The sequence below is a fragment of the Bradyrhizobium sp. 139 genome, from assembly GCF_023074175.1.
GTDB lineage: Bacteria > Pseudomonadota > Alphaproteobacteria > Rhizobiales > Xanthobacteraceae > Bradyrhizobium.
The window spans coordinates 69,695-89,544 of sequence record NZ_JADPKS010000123.1 but is presented as its reverse complement, the minus strand read 5'-3'; the positions used below and the strand labels follow the sequence as shown (position 1 = coordinate 89,544).

The following is a 19,850-nucleotide window of genomic DNA, read 5'->3' as shown; positions in this document are numbered from 1 at the left end:
TCTCCTCGGGTTTTGATGGTCAGGGGAACGTTCGGGCTGCGGCCGTGGCCGCCGCCTTTCTATTTGGTCTTCAGGTCGGCAAACCCGGCGGCGGCCTCCTGCACTTCCGGCGAAAAGTCGCTCATCTCCTGCACCTGACGGATCTCGATGATTTCATTCGGCGATCCCGGGCACTTCTTCGCCCAGGCAATCGCCTCCGCACGCGAGGCGACCTCGATCATCCAGTAGCCGCCCAGGACTTCCTTGGCCTCAGTGAAGGGACCGTCGGTCACAACAGGCTCGCCGGTCGCAAAGGAGACGCGCGCGCCCGTCGACGGCGGATGCAGGCCGTCGAGCGTGATCAGCACGCCGGCATCTTTCAGCGCCTCGTTGTAGCGCATCATCGCGGCGACGCGTTCGGGATCGAGTTGGACGTCCGGCGCCGCGGTCTCGTAGCCGAGCGGGATCATCAGCATCATGAATCGCATGGGAGCTTCCTCGTTTTCAGTGTCATTCCGGGATGCGCCGGAATGACGGAAGGAGAGTTACTTTTTCGCCGCGAACGCGCGCGTGCGCTCTTCCTGCTCGCGCAGTTCGGGCGTGAAGGCTTCGCCGAAATCCTCGGCCGCAAACACCTGGCGGATCTCGATCTCGGAGCCGGGATCGAACGGCGCGCGCTTCATCCAGCCGATCGCCTCGTCGAGCGAGGCAGTCTTGATCAGCCAGAAGCCGGCGATCAAATCGGAGGAAATATTGAAAGGACCGCGGGTGACGCCGGCCTCCGACGCGCCATACTTGACGCGCGCGCCCTTGACCGTCGGATGCAGGCCTTCGCCCGCCTCGATCACGCCGGCCTTGGCCATCTCCTCGTTGAACTTGCCCATGGCGGCCAGCATCTCCGTGCTCGGCATCTTGCCGGCCTCGGTGTCCTGGCTTGCCTTGACGATTACCATGAAACGCATCGACCTGCTCCGTGACATTCTCTTTGGGGCAGGCCGAGCTGGCCTGCGCTCCCCTGTAAGACGGATGCCGTCTTATAGAACCGACATCGGAACGGAAATTATTTCGGAGGTCATGGCGGGGCGTCAGCGCGGCTGCGGCACGAATTGACCGTCCTGGAACGCCGCGCCGAAATAGACCTCGATGCTGCGGACCTTGCCGGCAACGAAGGTGAAAAACTCGGTGTTGCGAAAACTCCTGCCATCTGTTGCCAGGCAACGGTAGGTGACGAAGGCTTCATCGCCACGGACGAAAATGCGCTCGATATCGTGACGCGCAATCCAGCCGGTGTCCTTCCAGCAACGTTCGAAATAGGCCGCCTTGTCGAGGTCGTCGTCGAAGGGGCTGGTGAAACGGAAATCGTCGGCCAGCGCGTCGGCGACCTGTTGCCGGTCGTTGGCGAGATAGGCGGCGAACAGGTTTCGAATCAGGCGCTCGCAGTCGTCAGACATCGACGCTCTCCTCGGCATCTAATCCCTGGAAGACGATGCGTGGATGACAGTGTCGACATTTTGTCGCAGCGTTGCATGCACGGAACGCGAAAAAGATTTCAAATTGCCGCCCGTACAACTACGGAAACATCCCGGCCGGCATGTGGCTGTCGGCGTGCATATGGGCCAAGAAGCTTCGTGAACTGAAGGGGATGGAAGGAGGCAGGCGAGATTACGGAAGCCGCGCAGATTGTTGCAAGAGTTTACAGTTGCTCAACAAGCTCATGCAACCTTTCCGCTAAGGGCGACGGAACGGTTTTCCGCCGATCCACCAGCGGATTATTTTTGCGGAGGATCACGTGTTCAATTTCCAGAGCAAGAAGGTCAGACACGCGGTTGCGGAAGTCGAGGCGCTCGATCGCTCCCAGGCGGTGATCGAATTCGGTCTCGACGGCACCATCCTCGATGCCAACGAGAACCTTCTCAAGATGAGCGGCTATACGCTCGCCGAGATCAAGGGCAAGCACCACAGCATCTTCGTCAGCCCCGCGGAACGCGAGAGCGCGCGTTACCGTGACTTCTGGGCCAGCCTGAACCGCGGCGAGTTCCAGACCACGCAATACAGGCGCCACGGCAAGAACGGCAAGGAACTCTGGGTCCACGCCTCCTATGCGCCGCTGCTCGACGAGAACGGCAAGGTGGTCAGCTTCATCAAGTTCGCCACCGACATCACGGCCTACAAGATGAGGACCATCGAGGACGCGGGCAAGATCGATGCGATCAGCCGCGCCCAGGCCGTGATCGAGTTCAACATGGACGGCACCATCGTCACCGCCAACGAGAACTTCCTGAACGCGGTGGGCTACTCGCTCGACGAGATCCAGGGCAAGCATCACAGCATGTTCGTGACCCCGGAGGATCGCGCCGGCTCGGCCTATGCCGATTTCTGGGCGCGGCTGAACCGCGGCCAGTTCGAGGCCGCCGAATACAAGCGGATCGCCAAGGGCGGCAGGGAAATCTGGATTCTGGCGACCTACAACCCGATCCTCGACGAGATGGGCAGGCCGTTCAAGGTGGTGAAGTTCGCGACCGATGTCACCGCGCAAAAGATGAAGACGGCCGACAATGACGGCCAGCTCGCCGCGATCCAGAAGTCGCAGGCCGTGATCGAATTCAACATGGACGGCACGATCCGCACCGCCAACGCGAATTTCCTGGGCGCGTTGGGCTATTCGCTGGCCGAGATCAAGGGCCAGCACCACAGCATGTTCGTGGAGCCGAACGAGAAGAACTCGCCGGCCTACCGGCAGTTCTGGGAGACGCTCAACCGCGGCGAATACCAGGCCGCCGAATACAAGCGCATCGCCAAGGGCGGCCGCGAGATCTGGATCCAGGCGTCCTACAACCCGATCTTCGACCTCAACGGCAAGCCCTACAAGGTGGTGAAATACGCCACCGACATCACTGCGCAGGCGATCGGACGCAAGAAGGCCGAGAATGCGCGCGGGCTGATCGAGGCGGTCGCGGCCGGCAGCGAGGAGATGAGCGCTTCGATCCGCGAGATTTCCGAGACCATGGCGAAATCGCGCGAGACCTCCAAGGTCGCGACCACCCGGGTCGACGCCGCCGACGGCCAGGCGCAGCGGCTGAACGCGGCCGCGCAGGCCATGAGCGGCATCGTCGAGATGATCGCCGGCATCACCAGCCAGATCAATCTGCTCGCGCTCAACGCCACGATCGAATCGGCGCGCGCGGGCGAAGCCGGCCGCGGCTTTGCGGTGGTCGCGTCCGAGGTGAAGAACCTCGCCAACCAGGCCAAGCAGGCCACCGACACGATCACGTCCGAAATCGACGCGCTGAACATTATCTCCGGCGACGTCGCCAGCTCGCTCACCGCGATCAAGGCGGCGATCGCCGGCGTCAACGAGTTCATCGCCACCACCGCCGCCGCGGTCGAGGAGCAAAGCGCCGTGACGGCCGACATGTCGGCCAACATGCAGCGCGCGTCGGCGGAGCTGTCGTAAACTCTCACTCCATCCGTCACCCTTCGACGGTCGCCGAAGAAGCGGACCACCTCCAGCGACAACGGCTTCGCGGTTGCGCGGGGGTGGCGGCGATAGAGCACGAAGCTCTACCTCCAGTGCGTCATGGCATGACATGACGTGCCCGATCGACAATTCACCATTGCTGCGCCTGCCGATCAAAAAACTGTTGCGCAATCAGTGCGTGTATGGCCTATAGACCTCGGGGAACGAGGAAGCAGCGAGGCAATTGCTCGCCGTTTGCGGTCGATTGGGGTTGGGCACTAATGAGAGCGAAGATCGGGGCGCTGCCCCTTTTGCTTGTTGGATTTTTGTTGGCAAGTTGCGCGAGCCCACGCGGCCTCGACGAACCGCCCTTGCAGCTTCCGCAATTGAAGCCGGGTTACGGCCGCGTCTACTTCACCCGGCCGGGCGAATTCGGCGGGGCGGCTGTACAACCCGAGATCCGGATGAACAATGAAGTCGTCGGCAGGTCTGTGCCCGGCGGGTTCTCGTTTGTCGATCGCCCCCCGGGGAAATATGCCGTGACCACTGCCACCGAAGTCGAAAATGCGGTGACGTTCCAGTTGGCCGCGGGCGAGACGAAGTACATCAAGACAGCCGTGACACCCGGTATCCTTGTCGGCCACGTTACGCCGACGCTCGAATTCCCCGAGCAGGGACAATCCGACATAAGCCGCCTCAGATCCGTCGGCACCAAATTCTGATCCCTTGCGCGGGATCGGCTAAACTGTCATGCCGCAGGCCCGAGAAAAGGACCGCGTCATGACCTCCTCTCCCGCCAAAGTCGCCCTCGTCACCGGTGCCGCACGCGGGATTGGATTGGCGACGGCGAAGCGCTTTCTCGCCGAAGGATGGCGCGTGGCGCTGCTCGATGTCGAGGGAGAGCTGCAGGCGAGCGCGGCCGCGGCGTTGAAGGTTCCCGAAAACACGCTGGCGATCACCTGCGACGTGTCCGACGCAGCGGCCGTGGCAGCTGCAATGGCCGCGGTCATGAGCCGCTTCGGTCGGCTCGATGCTCTCGTCAACAATGCCGGCGTCGCCGTGTTCGCGCCAGTGCTGGAGACCAGCGACGCCGACTGGAACAGGATCATGGCGGTCAATCTCACCGGCCCGTTCCTGTGCACCAAGGCGGCCGCGTCGCTGATGCGCGAGCAGGGCGGCGGCGCCATCGTCAACATCACCTCGATCTCGGCGGTGCGCGCCTCGACGCTGCGTTCGGCCTACGGCACCAGCAAGGCAGGCCTTGCGCATCTCACCAAGCAGCTCGCGGTCGAGCTCGCTGCGCTTAACATCCGGGTCAATGCGGTCGCGCCGGGGCCGGTCGACACTGCAATGGCGAAGCAGGTGCATACTAGGGAGATCCGCGCCGACTATCACGACGCCATTCCGCTCAACCGCTACGGCCTGGAGGAGGAACTCGCCGAAGCGATCTACTTCCTGTGTTCTGAGCGTGCGAGCTACATCACCGGCCAAATTTTAGCCGTCGATGGCGGCTTCGATGCGGCCGGCATCGGCCTGCCGACGCTGCGCGGCGAACGGCGGAACGGGTAGAAGCTTGTCAGGCGGGGCAGCCGAAAGCGTAACCCACCTGTTCTCGCGCGGCACGAAAGAGGTGGGTTCCGTTCGCCAACCTACCCTACGGAATCGAATTCGTGGAGGCTTCATGCGACGCGTCACCCGCCTCAAAGCCCTGATGCTCGCATCCGCGCTGCTCGCCGCCACGCCCGCCGTGGCCGAAATCCGCATCATCCAGAGTCCGGGCGGACAGGTCGGGCCGTTCCTCGACCTGTTCGAGAAGGTACGCGAGAGCGGCGAGCGCGTGGTGATCGACGGTCCGTGCCTGTCCGCCTGCACGCTGGTGCTGAGCATCGTGCCGGGCGATCGCATCTGCGTCACCAAACGCGCGGTACTCGGCTTCCACGGGGCGCGTTCGGTTGACCGGCGCGGGCGTTTTTATGCCGAGCCGGAAGCGTCCGACGCGGTGCTCCAGGCCTATCCCGGTCCGGTGCGCGACTGGATCAGCCGCCGCGGCGGCCTCTCGTCCAGATTGCTTTTGTTGAAGGGCCGCGATCTTGCGGCGATTTATCCACGCTGCCGCTGAGGATTCGGCCGCCGCCAGCCGTGTGAGCGGCGAGGCCGCCGCCCGCGCGGACGGCACGGCCGCGCAACTACATCCTTTCGATGATCGTGATCGCAAGCGTCAGCTTCACGCTCATCGCGTTGCGCGTGGGCTAGCAGGCAAGCGCGACGGCGCAATTGCGCCGGTCACGCATTTCGTCTTGCCTAGTAGAATCTCTGGATGGTCTGCGCCAATTCCGCCAATTCCAGCGTCGCGCAGATGAGCATGCCCCAAAGTGCAAAATTGATTTGTAGCGCCGCCACCATCGGTCGCTCCCCTTCCAAGTTACGCCCCGCCCTACCTTGTAGATTTTATGAAGGAATTATTAGCGATTCGGTCGGGGAGTTCACAGCCTAATATTGCGCCAATTGTTGTGCGATGCGATCCGCATCATTTCACGAAGCGGCCTCACTGCTCTTGCAATGTGATGCAAGAGCACGATTCCATATTGGGCCATGCCGGCCACATCATTTTCCTCAGGTTCCATTTAACCGGCGCGATGCAGGCTTCCGCATGCGGAGTTTGCGTGTCGCGTATTGCACCAAGGGTCCGGCATGATGCGACGCGGCTTTGTCTTGCTCACTTTTTGCGCAGCGCTCATCGGATGCGCGGTGGCGCCGGCGCAGGAGCGCCGACCGATCGCATGGGACGGCCTCGGCCGGGATCCGAACCAAGCCGCCAACCGTCCCTCCGCTACAAAGCGGCGCGCAGCGAACCCGAAACCTGCGCAGGACAATCCCAATCAGGAGCGGGAAAGAGTGCTCGGCACCTTGCGCCCGTACTCAGAGGCGTGGTGGGCGGTCCATGACGAAATCGAAGCGGAGAACGACAGGCAGCTCGGCACCAAGCTCGTGATCTGCCCTCGCTGCGTTCAATCGTCCCCGCCAAAAGATGACGTGACCGGATCGATCCGGTGAGAGAGCATACAGCCGATCGGCCGCGTGACATGACGACATTATAAGTGGCCCTCTCCCGCAGCAGCGCAGGGCAATCGCATATGGCAGCTGAGAGCTTGCCGGACGTGCTCGGCCTGCATGGTTCGAGACGCCCGCTTTGGCGGGCTCCTCACCATGAGGGTCTGATATCTCGCCGCGAAACACGCCCTCATCCTGAGGGCCCGCCGTAGGCGGGCGTCTCGAGGATGGCCGCAAGCGAGCTTCCCGCCGTTTTTTCTTCATATGCGATAGCCCTGCGCAACAGCGGGAGAGGGCCTCGGCTTGCCGCATCAGGCGGTCGCGCGTGTCACATTCCTTCGGCCGGGCAGTTCACCATCCAGGGAATGCCGAACTTGTCGACGCACATGCCGAAGCCCTTGGCCCAGAACGTCTTGCTGAAGGGCATGGTGACGGTGCCGCCGTCGGCGAGCGCGTTGAACTTGCGCTCGCCCTCCGCGAGGTCCGCGACCGTGAGCGAGATCGAAAAGCCCTGCGGCTTGTGAAACTGCTCGCCCGGCGCATCGGAGGCCATCAATACGCTGCCGTCGGGCAGCGACATCCGCGCATGCATGACCATCTTCTCGCGGCCGGGCGCGGCGGGCATGTCCGCCGGCGCGTCGGAGGCGCGCAGCATCGCATCGATCTTGCCGCCGAGAACCTTGGCGTAATAATCGAACGCCGCTTCGCAGGTGTCCTGATAGAACAGGTAGGGATTGAGCATGGTTTCTCTCCTTTTTCTTTCCTTGGGCAGTGAGGCTTCGCTACTTCTCGGTGAGCTTCTTCAGGCTGACGAGGCCGGCCTCGAAATCCTTGCCGATCATGCTGTCCATGTTGATGAACACCTGCATGACCTTGGACATGAACGGGGCCGGACCGGACATCGCCCATGTGACAAGTGTGGCATCACCTTGCGGCACAAAGGTGAACTCGGCGGTATTGTGGCCTTCGAACGGGCGCTCGAAGTCGAGCTTGATGCGGAGCTTCGACGGCGTGCTCGCCTCGAGGATCTCCATATGCCCGGCACCGACATTGTTGTTGCCGTCCCAGGCATAGGTCGCGCCCTTGCCTGCCGCAGTTCCGCCAAACGTGCGCTTCATGGCGGGATCGCGGCTCTCATAGGGCGACCAGCCCGTCCAGCGATGGAAATCGGCGACCTGTGGATAGATCGCATGGGCCGGCGCCTTCACGGCGAGCGAACGCTCGACGCGGAACGTATCGGGCTTGGTGAGGGCGAAGACGAGCACGGCCGCGACTCCGACCGCGAGCACGATGGCGATGATGGCAATGGCTTTCAGCATGGATGGCTCCCTGGATACGGGCTTAGGACGAAGGAAGGTGGCCGGAGCCGACAATCTGGAACTGAAATTCTTTGCCATACCGACTGCTCCGTCATCGCCGGGCTCGGGGCATGACGGCATGAATAGGGAGTCGCGCTATTCCGCCTTCGCGCCCTGCCTGGCGCCGCCGTTGGTCCCCTTCGGCTGATTGTCCCTGATCAGGCGATCGATATGCATGCGGATGTGGGCGGCTTCCGCCGAGGTATTGGCGAGTGCGATGGCGCGGTCGAAGGCGATACGGGCTTCGTCGTTCCGGCCGAGTTGCATCAGGAAAGCGCCACGCACGCCGTAGAAATGAAAGTAGTTGGCGAGTTTTGGCGCCAGCGGCTCGATCAGCTCGAGCGCGGCTTGCGGCCCGCGCACCTTGGAGACCGCAACCGCGCGGTTGAGCGTCACCACCGGCGAAGGCTGCACCACTTCGAGCGCGCCGTAGAGCAGGTCGATCTGCGTCCAGTCGGTTTCCTCGGGCGTCGGCGCGCGCGCATGCAGCGCGGCGATCGCGGCCTGGATCTGATAGGGGCCGCTGCGGTGGTGGCGCATCGCCTTGTCGATCAGCGCCAGGCCTTCCGCGATCATGGGGCCGTTCCACAGCGAACGGTCCTGGTCGTCGAGCAGGATCAGCGAACCATCCGCGGCAAAGCGCGCGGCGCTGCGCGCGTGCTGCAACAGGATCAACGCCGTCAGCCCCATGATCTCCGGCTCGCTCTGGAACAGCCGCAGCAGCAACCGCGCCAGCCGGATCGCTTCCTCGCACAGCGGCTTTCGGAGCTCCGCGGTGCCGCCGCTCGCCGAATAGCCTTCGTTGAAGATCAGGTAGATCATCGCCGCGACACCGGCGAGCCGCTCGGAGCGCTCGATCGGGCCCGGCGCCTCGAATGGCGTCCCAGCTTCCGCGACCTTCGCCTTGGCGCGCGTGATGCGTTGCTCCATCGCCGCGTCCGAGACCAGGAATGCGCGCGCGATCTGCTTCACCGTCAGGCCCGAGACGATGCGCAGCGCGAGCGCGATCTGCTGCGTCGCCGGCAGCTGCGGGTGGCAGCAGATGAACATCAGCCGCAGGATGTCGTCGCGGTAGTGCGAGCCGTCGAGCCGCTCGGCGAGCGCGCCCTCGGCGTCGTCAAGATCGGAGATCGCCTGGTCATCCTCCGGCAGCGGCTGCTGCTTGCGCGCGCGGCGGACCTCGTCGATGGCGACGTTGCGGCCGACCATGATCAGCCAGGCTGCGGGATCGCGCGGCGGGCCGTTCTGCGGCCAAGTCTTGAGCGCGCGCAGGCAGGCGTTCTGGAACGCTTCTTCGGCGGTGTCGAGATCGCGGAAATAGCGCAGCAGTGCGCCGACCGCCTGGGGTCGCGCCGAGGTCAGCGCGGTCTCGATCCAGGCGGTATCGGTCTCGCTCACGTCAGATTTCCACCGGGCCTGAACACCCCCACGGGGCGCACCTCATAGGCGCCGCCGGGATTGGCCGATCCGAGATCGCGCGCAACGTCGAGCGCTTCGTTGAGGTTTTTGCAGTCGACGATGTAGAAGCCGAGCAATTGCTCCTTGGTCTCTGCATAGGGGCCATCGAGCACCAGCGGCGGGTCCTCCTTGCGCAGCGTCGCCGCCGCAGTGGTCGGAAGCAGCCGCGCCACCGGCCCAAGCCGACCCTCCTTGGTGAGCTTGTCCTGCACCACGGCGAGCTTCTTCATCACGGCCTCGTCCTGGTCCTTGCTCCAGGAGCCGACGAAGTCCTCATCGTGATAGCAAAGGATGGCGTAAAGCATGGGCACATTTTCCTTGAACTCTTGTTCTGAAGACGAACCACTATGCCTCGCTCCGACAGGACTGCGGAAATAATTTGCAGGATAAATCCGGCAGATCATGCCAAGGAGGGCCTTTCGAAGCGGAACCCGACGAGGCACCTGGAATGACCAAAGGCACACTGGCCGTCCTGATCAACAGCACGCAGCAGAACTGGCTGCCGGAGCGCTGGAAGGCCCGATTCGATGCGGTCTGCGGCGGCCGCCGCGTGGTGCTGTTGCCCGACGCCGGGCTCGATCCGGCCGAGGTACACTATGCCGCGGTATGGAAGCCGGTGCCGGGCGATCTCGGCTCCTTCCCCAATTTGCGCGCCATCTTCAATCTGGGTGCGGGCGTCGACGCGCTGATGGCGGACAACAGCCTGCCTGATGTGCCGCTGGTCCGCGTCGCCGTGCCGGACCTGACCAATCGCATGACCGAATACGTCGTGCTGCACGTGCTGATGCACCACCGCCAGGAGCTTTATTTGCGGGATTCGCAGCGCGCGAAGCGCTGGGAGCCGAAATATCAGTGGCCGGCGAGCGCTGTGACGGTCGGCGTCATGGGATTGGGCACGCTGGGTGCCGACGCGGCCGATGTGCTGCGCCGGCTCGGCTTCCGCGTTGCCGGCTGGAGCCGCAGCCCGCGCACGATCGAGGGCGTCGAATGCTTCCATGGCACCGCGCAGATCGATGCGTTCCTGCGCACGGCAGATATCCTGGTCTGCCTGTTGCCGCTGACGCCTGATACGCTCGGCATTCTCAACCGCGACGTCTTCGCAAAGCTCAACCGCAACAGCCCGCTCGGCGCGCCCGTGCTGATCAATGCCGGCCGCGGCGGCCTCCAGAACGAAGCCGATATCCTGACGTGCCTCGACGACGGCACGCTGGGCGCCGCCTCGCTCGACGTTTTCGTGCAGGAGCCGCAGCCAAAGGACAGCCGGTTCTGGACCCACCCCAAGGTGCTGCTGACGCCGCACAACGCGGCCGATACCGACGCGGACGCGATCTCGGCCTATGTCGCCGAGCAAATCGCGCGGTTCGAGGCCGGCGGCGCGCTGGAGAACGTGGTGGATCGGGCACGGGGGTATTAGGGCATCCTGAATTTTCGCGAACGCTGGCGCCTCACACTCGCTGTTGTCCCGGCGGAACGCGGGGATCCATAACCACAGGATATCGCTTGGCGGAGGCCGTGGCTCGGTACTCCGACCAGCGACCATCGATAAATTCCGCGGTATGGGTCCCGGCGTTCCGCCGGGACGACACCGTTATTTGGTATTTGGGCGGCAGCCCGCGCATATTTGCGACGGCAGCCCGCACACCACAACCACTGCCCCCTCCCTTCCCCGTTCACCCTCTCTTAGCGAGAAGTTGATAGGCATTCTTAATCAACGCTCAACGAACGAGTCGGACATGCGGTTGGCGCTCGGCCTCAGGATGCGGACCACGGTTGCGCTGGCGGTGACGGCGGCGGCGACCGCGCTGTTTGCAGTGCTCGGGGCGATGTGGATCATCGGCGGGATCATCGACCGCGCCGACCAGCGCGAGCTGCGCAGTCATTACGATGCCTTACAGTCTCGCATCGCCGAGGAATCGCACCGCGCCGCCGCGATGAGCGCTGTGGTGGCGGCGATGCCGGCGACCCAGGAGGCGATGGCAAAGCAGGACCGCGAAGCGCTGGTGCGCCTGTTCGGGCCGGTGTTCGCCGCCATCAAGTCCGACTACGGCGTCGACCAGTTCCAGTTCCACGTGCCGCCGGCGACATCCTACCTGCGCGTCCACCAGCCGGCCAAGTTCGGCGACGACCTCTCGGGCTTCCGCAAGACCGTCGTCGTCGCCAACCAGGAGCGCAAGGTCGTGGTCGGCCTTGAGGGCGGCGTCGCCGGGCTCGGCATTCGCGGCGTGGTGCCGATCGCGCAAGCCGGCAAGCATCTCGGCAGCGTCGAGTTCGGCCTGACCTTCGGCCAGCCCTTCCTCGACGACTTCAAGGCCAGCCGCCATGTCGACGTCGCCTTCCATCTCGCCGATGGCTCAGGCTTCAAGCTGTTCGGCGGCACGCTGAAGGGCAAGAGCTTCTTCGACGCGGCCGACTACAGCCGCGCCGCCGGTGGCGGATTCACGGTGCGGCAGGCCAGGCTCGACACCACGCCGGTCGCCGCACTGCTCGGACCGATCAAGGACTTCTCCGGAAAGCCGCTCGGCGCGGTCGAACTGGTGATGGACAATGCCGATTACGAGGCCTCCGCCGACCGCGCCTGGCTGCTGGCGATCGGAATTGCCGCGCTCGGCCTCGTGCTCGCGGCGCTCGTCGGCTATCTCATTGCCCGCAGCATTTCGCGCCCGATCCTTTCCATCACGAGCGTGATGCGCGAGCTCGCGGACGGACACCTCGATGTCGCCATTCCCGTCAGCAAGGCGAATGACGAGGTCGGCGCCATGGTGAAAGCAGTGGCGGTGTTCCGCGACAATGCGGTCAACTTCAACAAGCTTCAGGCGGAGCAAGCCGACATCCAGGCGCAGTCCGAAGTGGAGAAGCGCCGCGCCTTCGCCGCGCTTGCCGACAATTTTGAGGCCAGCATCCGCGACGTCGTCACCACGGTGTCCTCGGCCGCGGTCGAGATGGAGCACACCGCGCGCTCGATGTCAGCCATCGTCGAGCAATCACGGCAGCAGACCCGCACGGTCTCGTCGGCCTCGGCGCTGGCCTCGGAGAACGTCCAGACGGTCGCGGCCGCTGCGGAAGAATTGTCCTCGTCGATGACCGAAATCAGCCGCCGCCTCGCCCACGCGACCGAGGTGGTCGGCAAGGCCGCAAGCGACGGCCGGCAGTCGAATGCGCGGGTGCAGAGCCTCGCGGACGCCGCGCAGAAAATCGGCGACGTCGTCTCCTTCATCAATGGCATCGCAGGGCAGACCAATTTGCTGGCGCTGAATGCGACGATCGAGGCCGCGCGCGCAGGTGAAGCCGGGCGCGGTTTTGCGGTGGTTGCTTCCGAAGTGAAGGCGCTGGCAACCCAGACCGCCAAGGCGACCGAGGAGATCGGCGCGCAGGTGACGGCGGTGCAGGGCGAGACGACCGGCGCAGTGGATGGCATCCAGTCGATTTGCGTGACGATCCAGCAGATCGACGAAATCTCCGCCGCGATCGCCACGGCCGTCGGCCAGCAGGGCACGGCCACTCAGGAAATCGCACAGAACGTCCAACAGGCGGCAGCCCGCACCGGCGAAGTCTCGCAAAACATCTCGGGCGTCACCGCCGGCATTGCGGCGACGGGCACGGCGGCCGAGGAAGTGCTGGGCTCGGCGATTGAGCTGTCAAAACAGTCGCAGCGGCTGCGCGACGAGGTGGATCGCTTCCTCGCGCATATTCGCGCGGCGTAGAATCCTCGCCAAACTACTCCCTGTGGTTCTGGGTCCCGGATCGGCGCTCCGCTTCGCTGCGCTTGTCCGGGACGACACCCTAGGGCTTGGCGCCCACCATCACATCAATTGCGCCCTTCACGATCGCCTCTAACTCCTTGCGCGGAACGCGCGCGCGCGAGCGGATGGCGATGGTGTGCACGGTCGCGGATGCGAGTTGCGCCAGCACGGCGGGGTCGGCGCTCTCGGGCAACTCGCCCTTCTCCTTGGCGCGGCGGAAGCAATTGGCAAAGGCCTTGTCGAGCTCAGTGAGGCCGTCCAGCACCATGGCCCTGATGTCGGGATCGCTAACGGCTTCGGACGCCGCGGTCACCACCGTGAAACAGCCGCGCGGGCCGGTCTCGCCGGAGAGATAGATGTTCAGCGCGGAGGCGAAGATGCGCTCCAGCCGCTGGCGCACCGGCATCTCCTGGCGAAAGATCTCCACCATCGATGCGCGCGCGTGCTCGCGGTAACGCTGGTAGCTCTTGATGTAGAGCTCGCGCTTGTCGCCAAAGGCGCCATAGAGGCTCGGCCGGTTCATGCCGGTGGCTTCGCTCAAATCGTCCAGCGAGGTCGCGGCGAAGCCTTGCGTGCGGAACAGATCGAGCGCCTTGCCGAGGGCGACGGCGGGCTCATAGGCGCGAGGACGCCCGCGCCGTTTGGGCTGCTCGGGCGACGCCGCAGGCGGCTCTTTGGATTTTTGTACCATCTCGCAATTAATCCTTGACCCCAGATATAATATGCAAGATGGTACAAAAATCAATCTGGCCAGGTTGAGCAACACCACAGGAATTGCCCCAAGGAGGCACCAGATGGATCTTTATTTCTCGCCGCTCGCCTGTTCGATGGCGACCCGCGTCGCGCTCTATGAAGCCGGCGCCGAGGCGAATTATCTCGAAGTCGACCCGCCGACCAAGACAGTGCTGAGCGACGGCTCCGACTTCCGCACCGTGAACCCGATCGGCCTCGTGCCGACGCTGCGCACCGACGAGGGCGTGGTGCTGACCGAGAACGCGGCGATCCTGCAATATGTCGCCGACCGCTTCCCGCAATCCGGCATCGGCACGCGAGCTGGCATCGATCGCACCCGGCTGCATCAATGGCTCTGCTTCATCGGCACCGAGCTGCACAAGGGCCTGTTCGTCCCCGTGCTCGACCGCAAGGCGCCGCAAGAAGTGAAAGCCTACGTGCTGGAGAAGAACCTGTCGCGGCTCGACTATCTCGACAATTACCTGAAGGGCCGCGACTTCCTGCTCGATCATTTCAGCGTTGCGGACGCCTATCTCGTCACGGTGATCAACTGGACCATGGCGACACCGCCGATCGAGCTTGCGAAATGGCCGAACGTAAAGGCCTATTACGAGCGACTGCGTCAGCGGCCTTCGATCGCCAAGGCGATCGCGGAGGAGTTCGAGCTCTACAAGGCCGAGCAGGCGCGGAAGAAGGCTGCGGCGTAGCGACGTTTCGAATTAACGAGAGATCGTCCCGGCTTCCGCGGCCGGGACGATGGCTGCTACCTCGGCGCGTGCAGTACGACCCCGTAGCGGCCGTATATCCGATCGATCGCGCCGTCGTTTCGCAACCGTTCAAGGGCTCCATCGACGGCTTCGCGCAACGCATCATCCGGACGGACCATGCCGACGGCAACGTTCCAGTTGAGATCGGTTACGCTCTCGTCACGATCCAGGATGCGGAGTGCCTTGTCCGGATGCGTCAGATTGAAATAGCTCGCTGCCGTGGGAGTAACCGCGGCGGCATCGATCTCATGGTTTAACAGGGCATCGAGGCTGTCGCTCTCGAATCCGAAGGTCGATGTAGGCACGTGCCGTCGACTGATGATCATGGCCGCGACGGATCCGACCTGCACCCCAACCTTGGTATGCTCGTTGAGGCTCTGGAACGAGGCGAGCGTGCTGGATGACGGCACGGCGAGTGCGACGCCCGTGCGATAATACGGTTTTGAGATCCTCAAACGGGTTTCGCCTTGCGCCTCGCGGTCGGCAATGACATCGAGAAGTATGTCGCAGCCGGCGCTCCGCATCTGGTATTGGGTGATGATCCAGTCGAGCCGCAGCGAGACGCCGAGCTCGCGTGCCAGCGCCTGGCCCAATTCAACCTGAAAGCCGGGAGGATCGCCGGCCTTGCTCGCGAACGGAAGCGAGTTGGGATGGGCGCATAACCCGAGGACGCCGGACGAACGGATCGCGTCCAGGGTTCGCGCCTGCACCGGCCCCCACAGTCCGATGACGGCACCAACCATAAGCGGGAGAATTGCCTTCATTCCGCGTCCTCGCATCGATGGATCGGGCCTCGGCGATTCAGCCCTCGCGCGGCTTGAGGGCACGGATATATTTGATGATCTGGTCGATCTGCGCGTCGGTGAAGGCCCCGCCGAATGCCGGCATCGCGCCAGACTTGCCGTTCTTGATGCGGATGTGAAGAAAGTCGTCGTCGCGTGGCGAATTCATCAGTTGCGGTCCCTTGCCGGCGGCCCGGCCGCCGTCGGAGTGACAAAAGCCGCAAGTCCCCGCGAACAATTGCTCGACGTCGAATGTCCCGTTGTCGGGTGCAGGGGTAGCAGACTGCGCTTGAACCGGTGCAGCACAGAGCGACGAGGCGCCCAGCGCCGCCGATAGCAGCGCGGTGAACTTCTTCAAATGCAATTTCAAGGTATCCAGCTCCATGTCTTGAAGCGCGATGTCCTGAAGCGCGATGTCCTGAAGCACGATGTCCTGAAGCGCGATGTCCTGAAGCACGTCCGCAACTTCAGTGCACGGGAAGCAAGCTTGCGCCTGCTCCCCGGCAATCTGCGACGACCTATTTCAGGCTGAATACGACGAGGGCCCCGTCGTCACGCGGCATGCTCTTGTAGACGCCGCCGAAGTTTGGCGCGTACTCGTCCGCCAGCATGCCGCCAAAGCCTGCGGCCACGGCAATATACTGTTTGCCGTTGATGGAATAGCTGACGATGCCGCCCTGATGGCCGGTGCCGTTGTTGTGATTCCACAGCTCGGTCCCGGTTTCGGCATCGTAGGCATGGAGGATGCCGCGGGAGTCGGGCACGAATACGAGATTGCCCGCGGTCGACAGGACACTCCCAAGCGGCGGCTCGGGATAGCGAACTTCCCACTTCTTGGCCCCGGTGATGGGATCGCGTGCGTCGAGATGTCCATAAATCTCGCCGCCCGGAGGTGGGGCCATCTTGAAATCAGCGCCGATGTTGAGCTGGACCTGGGGCGCGGTGACCGGCGTCGTCTTCTGGACGTCGAGCGTCATGCACCATTCCTGCCCGATCTTGTAGTAGAGGCCGGTCTTCGGATTGTACGAGCCGGCATTCCAGCTGACGCCGCCACCAATGAATGGGCACAGCGGCGGTTCGGTGACTTTCCCCGCGCTGAAGTCGCGGCGGCCGATCAGAGCGCCCGTCTTGGGGTCAATATCCTTGACGAAATTGATGTTCTCAACGAGCCGCCAGACATTCTTCACGGCGAGATTGCGGTCGTAGACGAAAACGAAACCGCCCTTGTTCGGATGGACTACGAACTTTTGGCCGTCGCGTTCCAGCATCACAAACTCGCCGACGGCGCTGTCGAAGTCCCAGGCGTCGTGCGGCAACTCCTGATGGTAGAATTTCAGCTTTCCGGTATCGATGTCGAGACCGATCACTGAACTCGTATAGAGATTGTCGCCGGGACGCGCACCTTGCGTCTTGTAGTCGGCGCCCGACCAATCGTAGAGCGGCGCCGGATTTGCAGTGCCCCACAGGATGGTGTTGGTCTCGGAGTCGTAAGTGCCCGGCATCCAGCCGCCGCCCCCGCCCGTGCGCCAGGAGTCGCTTCCCCACGTCTTCATGGCCTCGTCGGTGCCTGCAACTGTCAAGAACTCCCACTTCTTCTTTCCAGTGGTGGCATCCACAGCGAAGATCGGGCCGCGGCCCGGCCATTCACCGCCTTGCGCTCCGATGATCACCGTACCCTTCGCGTAAAGTGGCGCACCGGTAAAACCGACCGTGAGCTTCTGCGAGTCGATTAGCCTGGTTTCCCAGAGGACCTTCCCCGATTTCATATCCAGACCGAGAAGCCTGCCATCCATGGTACCGACAAAGACCTTGCCCTCGCCGAGTGCCGCGCCGCGGTTGTAGGGAGAATGCGTCTGGCGGGCGATCAGCACCTCGTCCAGTTCCGGAAAATGGGACCAGATCACCTCGCCCGTCGCGCCGTTGAGCGCAAAAACCCGGCTGTAAGAACCCGTGTAGTAGAGCACGCCATCAGCCACGAGCGGCATTGATTGCAGGCCACGGGTAGAGCGTCCAGGAATATGCATCCAGGCGACGCTCAGATTGCCGACATTGCTTGCATTGATCTGCGCGAGCGGGCTGTAGTGATAGGACTTGTATGAACCGTGATAGGTCAGCCAATCGTTCTGACCGGCGGACTCGATCCGCGCAGTATCCACCGATTGAGCCAGCGCTGACGACGCGATCAGCGTCGCGCCGATAACAACAAGACCTGAATTTAGCCATCGTCTGTTCATGTGCACGTCCTCCCGCTTTTGCAATTATTTGACTGCATGTTTTCAAAGGCCGATTGCGTGGTGTGATTGCATTCAGTACCCGTCGGCTCTCCCTGTACGAGCTCCCAGCAGGTTTCGATCTCTCCAGCGAAGATCGCCAAAGAAGCTACGAAGCTACGTTCGTTGGGCGTGGCTGCTGTCGCCTCCTGCTCGACACATAGAGTACGCCGGATCACATGGAGTGCAATGACGATGCGCATGCGCTAGTTACGCGGAATGACAGGCCAGCTTACCTTCCTATCAACGACGATTTGTCTGCTGCCTGTAGCGGCAGAACCCACATTCGAGGAACGACTGGTGGTTTGTCGGCAGCACGGCGCTAGTCTCAGGAGCGGCCACGACCGCGCCGTCAACTGCGGCGTTGGCTGGCCAGTAAACAAAAGAAAACCCCCGTAAAGCGGGGGGAGTCACCGTCGTGGCTCTGTAGCTCGCCGCGAACGGAAGGCTAGCAGTCTGGCATTCCTGCGGGGCGTGCCGAAGCATTGGCATTGGCGCTGGTAGCGGAAGAAGGAGTAGAAGAAGAAGTAGTAGAAGTAGAAGTACCAGAGCTTGCTCCCGGCGATGTTGTTGAACCGACCGTAGTGTTTCCAGATGGTCCGGTTGCAGTGGTGCCACTCATGTCGCGGACCACCCTGCTGCTGACGTCCCAGCATTGCTTGAGATCGTGACCGCTCGATCCACCCGTCGAAGTTCCTTGCGCATTTGCGAATGTGCTGCCAGCTAACATCGCGGCGCTGACCGCCGCCGACAGAAGAAGCTTTCTCATGAATTGATCTCCTCCATCATGAGCCGGCTGGAGTGCCGACGCTACTCAATGCCGCCGCGCCATTCAACGTTCCCTGGCAGTGCGAGGCATGTCCAAATAAAGCGCCTTCGAGATCATGGCGGCTGGCAAACCGGGTGTGTATTGACCTCTTCTCCCGACCGCACCAGGGCGGCGCAGGTTTATCCGTACAGCACCCGCGGCAGGATCGTGACGATGCCGGGCCAGAGCGTCAGCAGCAGCACGAAGGCAACCATGATGAGCAAGTAGGGCATCGTGACGCGCGCGATGTAGCCGAGGCCGTCGTCCGTCAGGCCCTGGATGACGAACAGGTTGAAGCCGACCGGCGGGGTGATCTGCGCCATCTCGACGGCAAGCACGAGGAAGATGCCGAACCAGATCTCGTCGAAGCCCGCGCCCTTCACGATCGGCAGCACGATCGGCAAGGTCATCACGATCATCGAGAAGCCGTCGAGGAAGCAGCCCAGCATCAGGTAGAAAACGACCAGCACCACGATCAACATGAAGGGCGACAGGCCGAGGCCCTTGACGAAGGCGGCCACCGTCTGCGGGATGCCGAGGAATGCCGCGGCATTGCCGAGGATCGAGGCGCCGAGCACGATCAGCGCGATCATTGAGCAGGTCACGACCGAGCCGATCAGCACGTCGCGCATCACCTGCTGCGACATCGAGCCCTGCGCCCAGGCGACCAGCCCCGCGCCGAACACGCCGACGGCGGCAGCCTCCGACGGGGTCGCGAGCCCGCCATACATCGAGCCGAGCACGCAGCCGATCAGGAACAGCGCCGGTGCAAGGTCCTTCAGCGCCGCGAAACGCTCGCCCCACGGCACCTGCGAGAGCTTGGCTTCCGCCTCCGGCACCATGGTGCGGTTCAGCGTTGTGTGCAGCATGACCCAGCCCATGAAGGTCGCAGCCAGCAACAGGCCGGGCAGCACGCCCGCGGTGAACAGCTTCAGGATGGAAACGTCACCGAGCACGCCGTAGATGATCATGATGTTGGACGGCGGGATCAAAAAGCCGAGCGTGCCGGCGCCGGCGAGCGATCCGATCGCGATGTCGCGGGAGTAGCCGCGGCGCAAAAGCTCGTTGAGCGACATGCGGCCGATCACCTGCGTGGTTGCGGCCGACGAGCCCGAGATCGCCGCGAAGATGGTGCAGCCGATCACGTTCACATGCAGCAGGCGGCCGGGCAGAAGACCAGCCCAGGGTGCGAGGCCCTGGAACAGAGAACGCGACAACCGGGTGCGAAACAACAGCTCGCCCATCAGAATGAACAGTGGCAGCGCCAGCAGCTCCTGCGTGGTCAGGATATTCCAGGCGTATTGCGGCAAGAGCTTGTCGAGCGGGATCGAGCGGAACATCGCGAGCAGCAGCGTCGCCGTGAGCGCAAGCGTCAGGCCGATCCATACGCCGCATGCCAAAAGCGCGAACAGGATCGCAAACAGAGCGGCGACTTCGATGGTCATGGG

21 protein-coding genes are annotated in these 19,850 nt (G+C 63.3%); 8 read left to right on the top strand and 13 right to left on the bottom strand.

Features of this window, described 5'->3' with window-relative positions; translation table 11 throughout:
• Positions 1-59: 59 nt before the first annotated feature.
• The 3 genes from IVA80_RS28280 to IVA80_RS28270 form a co-directional block, all read right to left on the bottom strand.
• Positions 60-467, bottom strand: coding sequence for a YciI family protein (locus tag IVA80_RS28280; protein WP_247437787.1), 408 nt, complete (start codon positions 465-467; stop codon positions 60-62).
• A 57-nt stretch (positions 468-524) separates the two neighbouring features.
• On the bottom strand, positions 525-941 hold the full coding sequence (locus IVA80_RS28275; RefSeq protein ID WP_247437785.1) for a YciI family protein: 417 nt from the start codon (positions 939-941) through the stop codon (positions 525-527).
• Positions 942-1,064: 123 nt separating this feature from the next.
• Positions 1,065-1,430, bottom strand: coding sequence for a nuclear transport factor 2 family protein (locus IVA80_RS28270; protein ID WP_247437782.1), 366 nt, complete (start codon positions 1,428-1,430; stop codon positions 1,065-1,067).
• Between the two features lie 338 nt (positions 1,431-1,768).
• Between IVA80_RS28270 and IVA80_RS28265 the strand changes: the two genes are divergently transcribed.
• The 5 genes from IVA80_RS28265 to IVA80_RS28245 all read left to right on the top strand — a co-directional run bounded on the left by IVA80_RS28265 (position 1,769) and on the right by IVA80_RS28245 (position 6,490).
• Complete coding sequence (locus IVA80_RS28265; RefSeq protein ID WP_247437780.1) at positions 1,769-3,433, top strand: PAS domain-containing methyl-accepting chemotaxis protein; 1,665 nt, start codon at positions 1,769-1,771, stop codon at positions 3,431-3,433.
• A 284-nt stretch (positions 3,434-3,717) separates the two neighbouring features.
• Positions 3,718-4,158, top strand: coding sequence for a DUF2846 domain-containing protein (locus tag IVA80_RS28260; protein WP_247437778.1), 441 nt, complete (start codon positions 3,718-3,720; stop codon positions 4,156-4,158).
• 58 nt (positions 4,159-4,216) lie between these two features.
• Positions 4,217-5,005 carry an SDR family oxidoreductase gene (locus tag IVA80_RS28255; protein ID WP_247437776.1) on the top strand — a complete coding sequence of 263 codons (789 nt, stop codon included), beginning with the start codon at positions 4,217-4,219 and terminating at the stop codon, positions 5,003-5,005.
• A gap of 112 nt (positions 5,006-5,117) precedes the next feature.
• Positions 5,118-5,555 carry a hypothetical protein gene (locus tag IVA80_RS28250; protein ID WP_247437774.1) on the top strand — a complete coding sequence of 146 codons (438 nt, stop codon included), beginning with the start codon at positions 5,118-5,120 and terminating at the stop codon, positions 5,553-5,555.
• Between the two features lie 572 nt (positions 5,556-6,127).
• On the top strand, positions 6,128-6,490 hold the full coding sequence (locus IVA80_RS28245) for a hypothetical protein (RefSeq protein ID WP_247437771.1): 363 nt from the start codon (positions 6,128-6,130) through the stop codon (positions 6,488-6,490).
• Positions 6,491-6,815: 325 nt separating this feature from the next.
• On the opposite strand, the gene IVA80_RS28240 is transcribed toward IVA80_RS28245, so the two are convergent.
• The 4 genes from IVA80_RS28240 to IVA80_RS28225 all read right to left on the bottom strand — a co-directional run bounded on the left by IVA80_RS28240 (position 6,816) and on the right by IVA80_RS28225 (position 9,608).
• Positions 6,816-7,229, bottom strand: coding sequence for a VOC family protein (locus IVA80_RS28240; RefSeq protein ID WP_247437770.1), 414 nt, complete (start codon positions 7,227-7,229; stop codon positions 6,816-6,818).
• A gap of 40 nt (positions 7,230-7,269) precedes the next feature.
• Positions 7,270-7,806 (bottom strand): SRPBCC family protein, encoded by a 537-nt coding sequence (locus IVA80_RS28235; RefSeq protein ID WP_247437767.1) that lies wholly within the window; start codon positions 7,804-7,806, stop codon positions 7,270-7,272.
• Between the two features lie 135 nt (positions 7,807-7,941).
• Entirely contained in the window at positions 7,942-9,243 is a 1,302-nt protein-coding gene (locus IVA80_RS28230; RefSeq protein WP_247437765.1) for an RNA polymerase sigma factor, read from the bottom strand.
• Positions 9,240-9,608, bottom strand: coding sequence for a YciI family protein (locus IVA80_RS28225; RefSeq protein ID WP_247437763.1), 369 nt, complete (start codon positions 9,606-9,608; stop codon positions 9,240-9,242). Before IVA80_RS28225 ends, IVA80_RS28230 begins: the two co-directional genes overlap by 4 nt.
• A gap of 143 nt (positions 9,609-9,751) precedes the next feature.
• Between IVA80_RS28225 and IVA80_RS28220 the strand changes: the two genes are divergently transcribed.
• Together IVA80_RS28220 and IVA80_RS28215 are read left to right on the top strand one after the other, a co-directional pair.
• The gene (locus tag IVA80_RS28220) at positions 9,752-10,717 is read left to right on the top strand and encodes a glyoxylate/hydroxypyruvate reductase A (protein ID WP_247437761.1); all 966 of its coding nucleotides are present in this window, start codon (positions 9,752-9,754) and stop codon (positions 10,715-10,717) included.
• Positions 10,718-11,036: 319 nt separating this feature from the next.
• Positions 11,037-13,004, top strand: a complete 1,968-nt coding sequence (locus IVA80_RS28215; protein WP_247437759.1) for a methyl-accepting chemotaxis protein — start codon at positions 11,037-11,039, stop codon at positions 13,002-13,004.
• A gap of 79 nt (positions 13,005-13,083) precedes the next feature.
• On the opposite strand, the gene IVA80_RS28210 is transcribed toward IVA80_RS28215, so the two are convergent.
• Positions 13,084-13,734, bottom strand: a complete 651-nt coding sequence (locus IVA80_RS28210; RefSeq protein ID WP_247437757.1) for a TetR/AcrR family transcriptional regulator — start codon at positions 13,732-13,734, stop codon at positions 13,084-13,086.
• 103 nt (positions 13,735-13,837) lie between these two features.
• Here IVA80_RS28210 and IVA80_RS28205 point away from each other — a divergent pair, with 103 nt between their 5' ends.
• Positions 13,838-14,482, top strand: a complete 645-nt coding sequence (locus tag IVA80_RS28205) for a glutathione binding-like protein (protein ID WP_247437755.1) — start codon at positions 13,838-13,840, stop codon at positions 14,480-14,482.
• 56 nt (positions 14,483-14,538) lie between these two features.
• On the opposite strand, the gene IVA80_RS28200 is transcribed toward IVA80_RS28205, so the two are convergent.
• The 5 genes from IVA80_RS28200 to IVA80_RS28180 form a co-directional block, all read right to left on the bottom strand.
• On the bottom strand, positions 14,539-15,306 hold the full coding sequence (locus IVA80_RS28200) for a transporter substrate-binding domain-containing protein (protein ID WP_247437753.1): 768 nt from the start codon (positions 15,304-15,306) through the stop codon (positions 14,539-14,541).
• A gap of 37 nt (positions 15,307-15,343) precedes the next feature.
• Positions 15,344-15,781: a cytochrome c gene (locus IVA80_RS28195; protein ID WP_247437751.1), complete on the bottom strand. Its 438-nt coding sequence runs from the start codon at positions 15,779-15,781 to the stop codon at positions 15,344-15,346.
• Between the two features lie 61 nt (positions 15,782-15,842).
• The gene (locus IVA80_RS28190) at positions 15,843-17,558 is read right to left on the bottom strand and encodes a PQQ-binding-like beta-propeller repeat protein (RefSeq protein ID WP_247437750.1); all 1,716 of its coding nucleotides are present in this window, start codon (positions 17,556-17,558) and stop codon (positions 15,843-15,845) included.
• 484 nt (positions 17,559-18,042) lie between these two features.
• Positions 18,043-18,363 (bottom strand): hypothetical protein, encoded by a 321-nt coding sequence (locus tag IVA80_RS28185; protein WP_247437748.1) that lies wholly within the window; start codon positions 18,361-18,363, stop codon positions 18,043-18,045.
• A gap of 179 nt (positions 18,364-18,542) precedes the next feature.
• The gene (locus tag IVA80_RS28180; protein WP_247437746.1) at positions 18,543-19,847 is read right to left on the bottom strand and encodes a TRAP transporter large permease subunit; all 1,305 of its coding nucleotides are present in this window, start codon (positions 19,845-19,847) and stop codon (positions 18,543-18,545) included.
• Positions 19,848-19,850 lie beyond the last annotated feature (3 nt).

Excerpts from the sequence above, each read along its gene's own strand:
- IVA80_RS28205 (WP_247437755.1), top strand. The coding sequence starts at position 13,838 with ATGGATCTTTATTTCTCGCCGCTCGCCTGTTCGATGGCGACCCGCGTC.
- IVA80_RS28235 (WP_247437767.1), bottom strand. The coding sequence starts at position 7,806 with ATGCTGAAAGCCATTGCCATCATCGCCATCGTGCTCGCGGTCGGAGTC.
- IVA80_RS28215 (WP_247437759.1), top strand. The coding sequence starts at position 11,037 with ATGCGGTTGGCGCTCGGCCTCAGGATGCGGACCACGGTTGCGCTGGCG.
- IVA80_RS28240 (WP_247437770.1), bottom strand. The coding sequence starts at position 7,229 with ATGCTCAATCCCTACCTGTTCTATCAGGACACCTGCGAAGCGGCGTTC.
- IVA80_RS28270 (WP_247437782.1), bottom strand. The coding sequence starts at position 1,430 with ATGTCTGACGACTGCGAGCGCCTGATTCGAAACCTGTTCGCCGCCTAT.
- IVA80_RS28255 (WP_247437776.1), top strand. The coding sequence starts at position 4,217 with ATGACCTCCTCTCCCGCCAAAGTCGCCCTCGTCACCGGTGCCGCACGC.
- IVA80_RS28275 (WP_247437785.1), bottom strand. The coding sequence starts at position 941 with ATGCGTTTCATGGTAATCGTCAAGGCAAGCCAGGACACCGAGGCCGGC.
- IVA80_RS28280 (WP_247437787.1), bottom strand. The coding sequence starts at position 467 with ATGCGATTCATGATGCTGATGATCCCGCTCGGCTACGAGACCGCGGCG.
- IVA80_RS28225 (WP_247437763.1), bottom strand. The coding sequence starts at position 9,608 with ATGCTTTACGCCATCCTTTGCTATCACGATGAGGACTTCGTCGGCTCC.
- IVA80_RS28200 (WP_247437753.1), bottom strand. The coding sequence starts at position 15,306 with ATGAAGGCAATTCTCCCGCTTATGGTTGGTGCCGTCATCGGACTGTGG.
- IVA80_RS28190 (WP_247437750.1), bottom strand. The coding sequence starts at position 17,558 with ATGAACAGACGATGGCTAAATTCAGGTCTTGTTGTTATCGGCGCGACG.
- IVA80_RS28220 (WP_247437761.1), top strand. The coding sequence starts at position 9,752 with ATGACCAAAGGCACACTGGCCGTCCTGATCAACAGCACGCAGCAGAAC.
- IVA80_RS28185 (WP_247437748.1), bottom strand. The coding sequence starts at position 18,363 with ATGAGAAAGCTTCTTCTGTCGGCGGCGGTCAGCGCCGCGATGTTAGCT.
- IVA80_RS28210 (WP_247437757.1), bottom strand. The coding sequence starts at position 13,734 with ATGGTACAAAAATCCAAAGAGCCGCCTGCGGCGTCGCCCGAGCAGCCC.
- IVA80_RS28245 (WP_247437771.1), top strand. The coding sequence starts at position 6,128 with ATGATGCGACGCGGCTTTGTCTTGCTCACTTTTTGCGCAGCGCTCATC.
- IVA80_RS28180 (WP_247437746.1), bottom strand. The coding sequence starts at position 19,847 with ATGACCATCGAAGTCGCCGCTCTGTTTGCGATCCTGTTCGCGCTTTTG.
- IVA80_RS28260 (WP_247437778.1), top strand. The coding sequence starts at position 3,718 with ATGAGAGCGAAGATCGGGGCGCTGCCCCTTTTGCTTGTTGGATTTTTG.
- IVA80_RS28250 (WP_247437774.1), top strand. The coding sequence starts at position 5,118 with ATGCGACGCGTCACCCGCCTCAAAGCCCTGATGCTCGCATCCGCGCTG.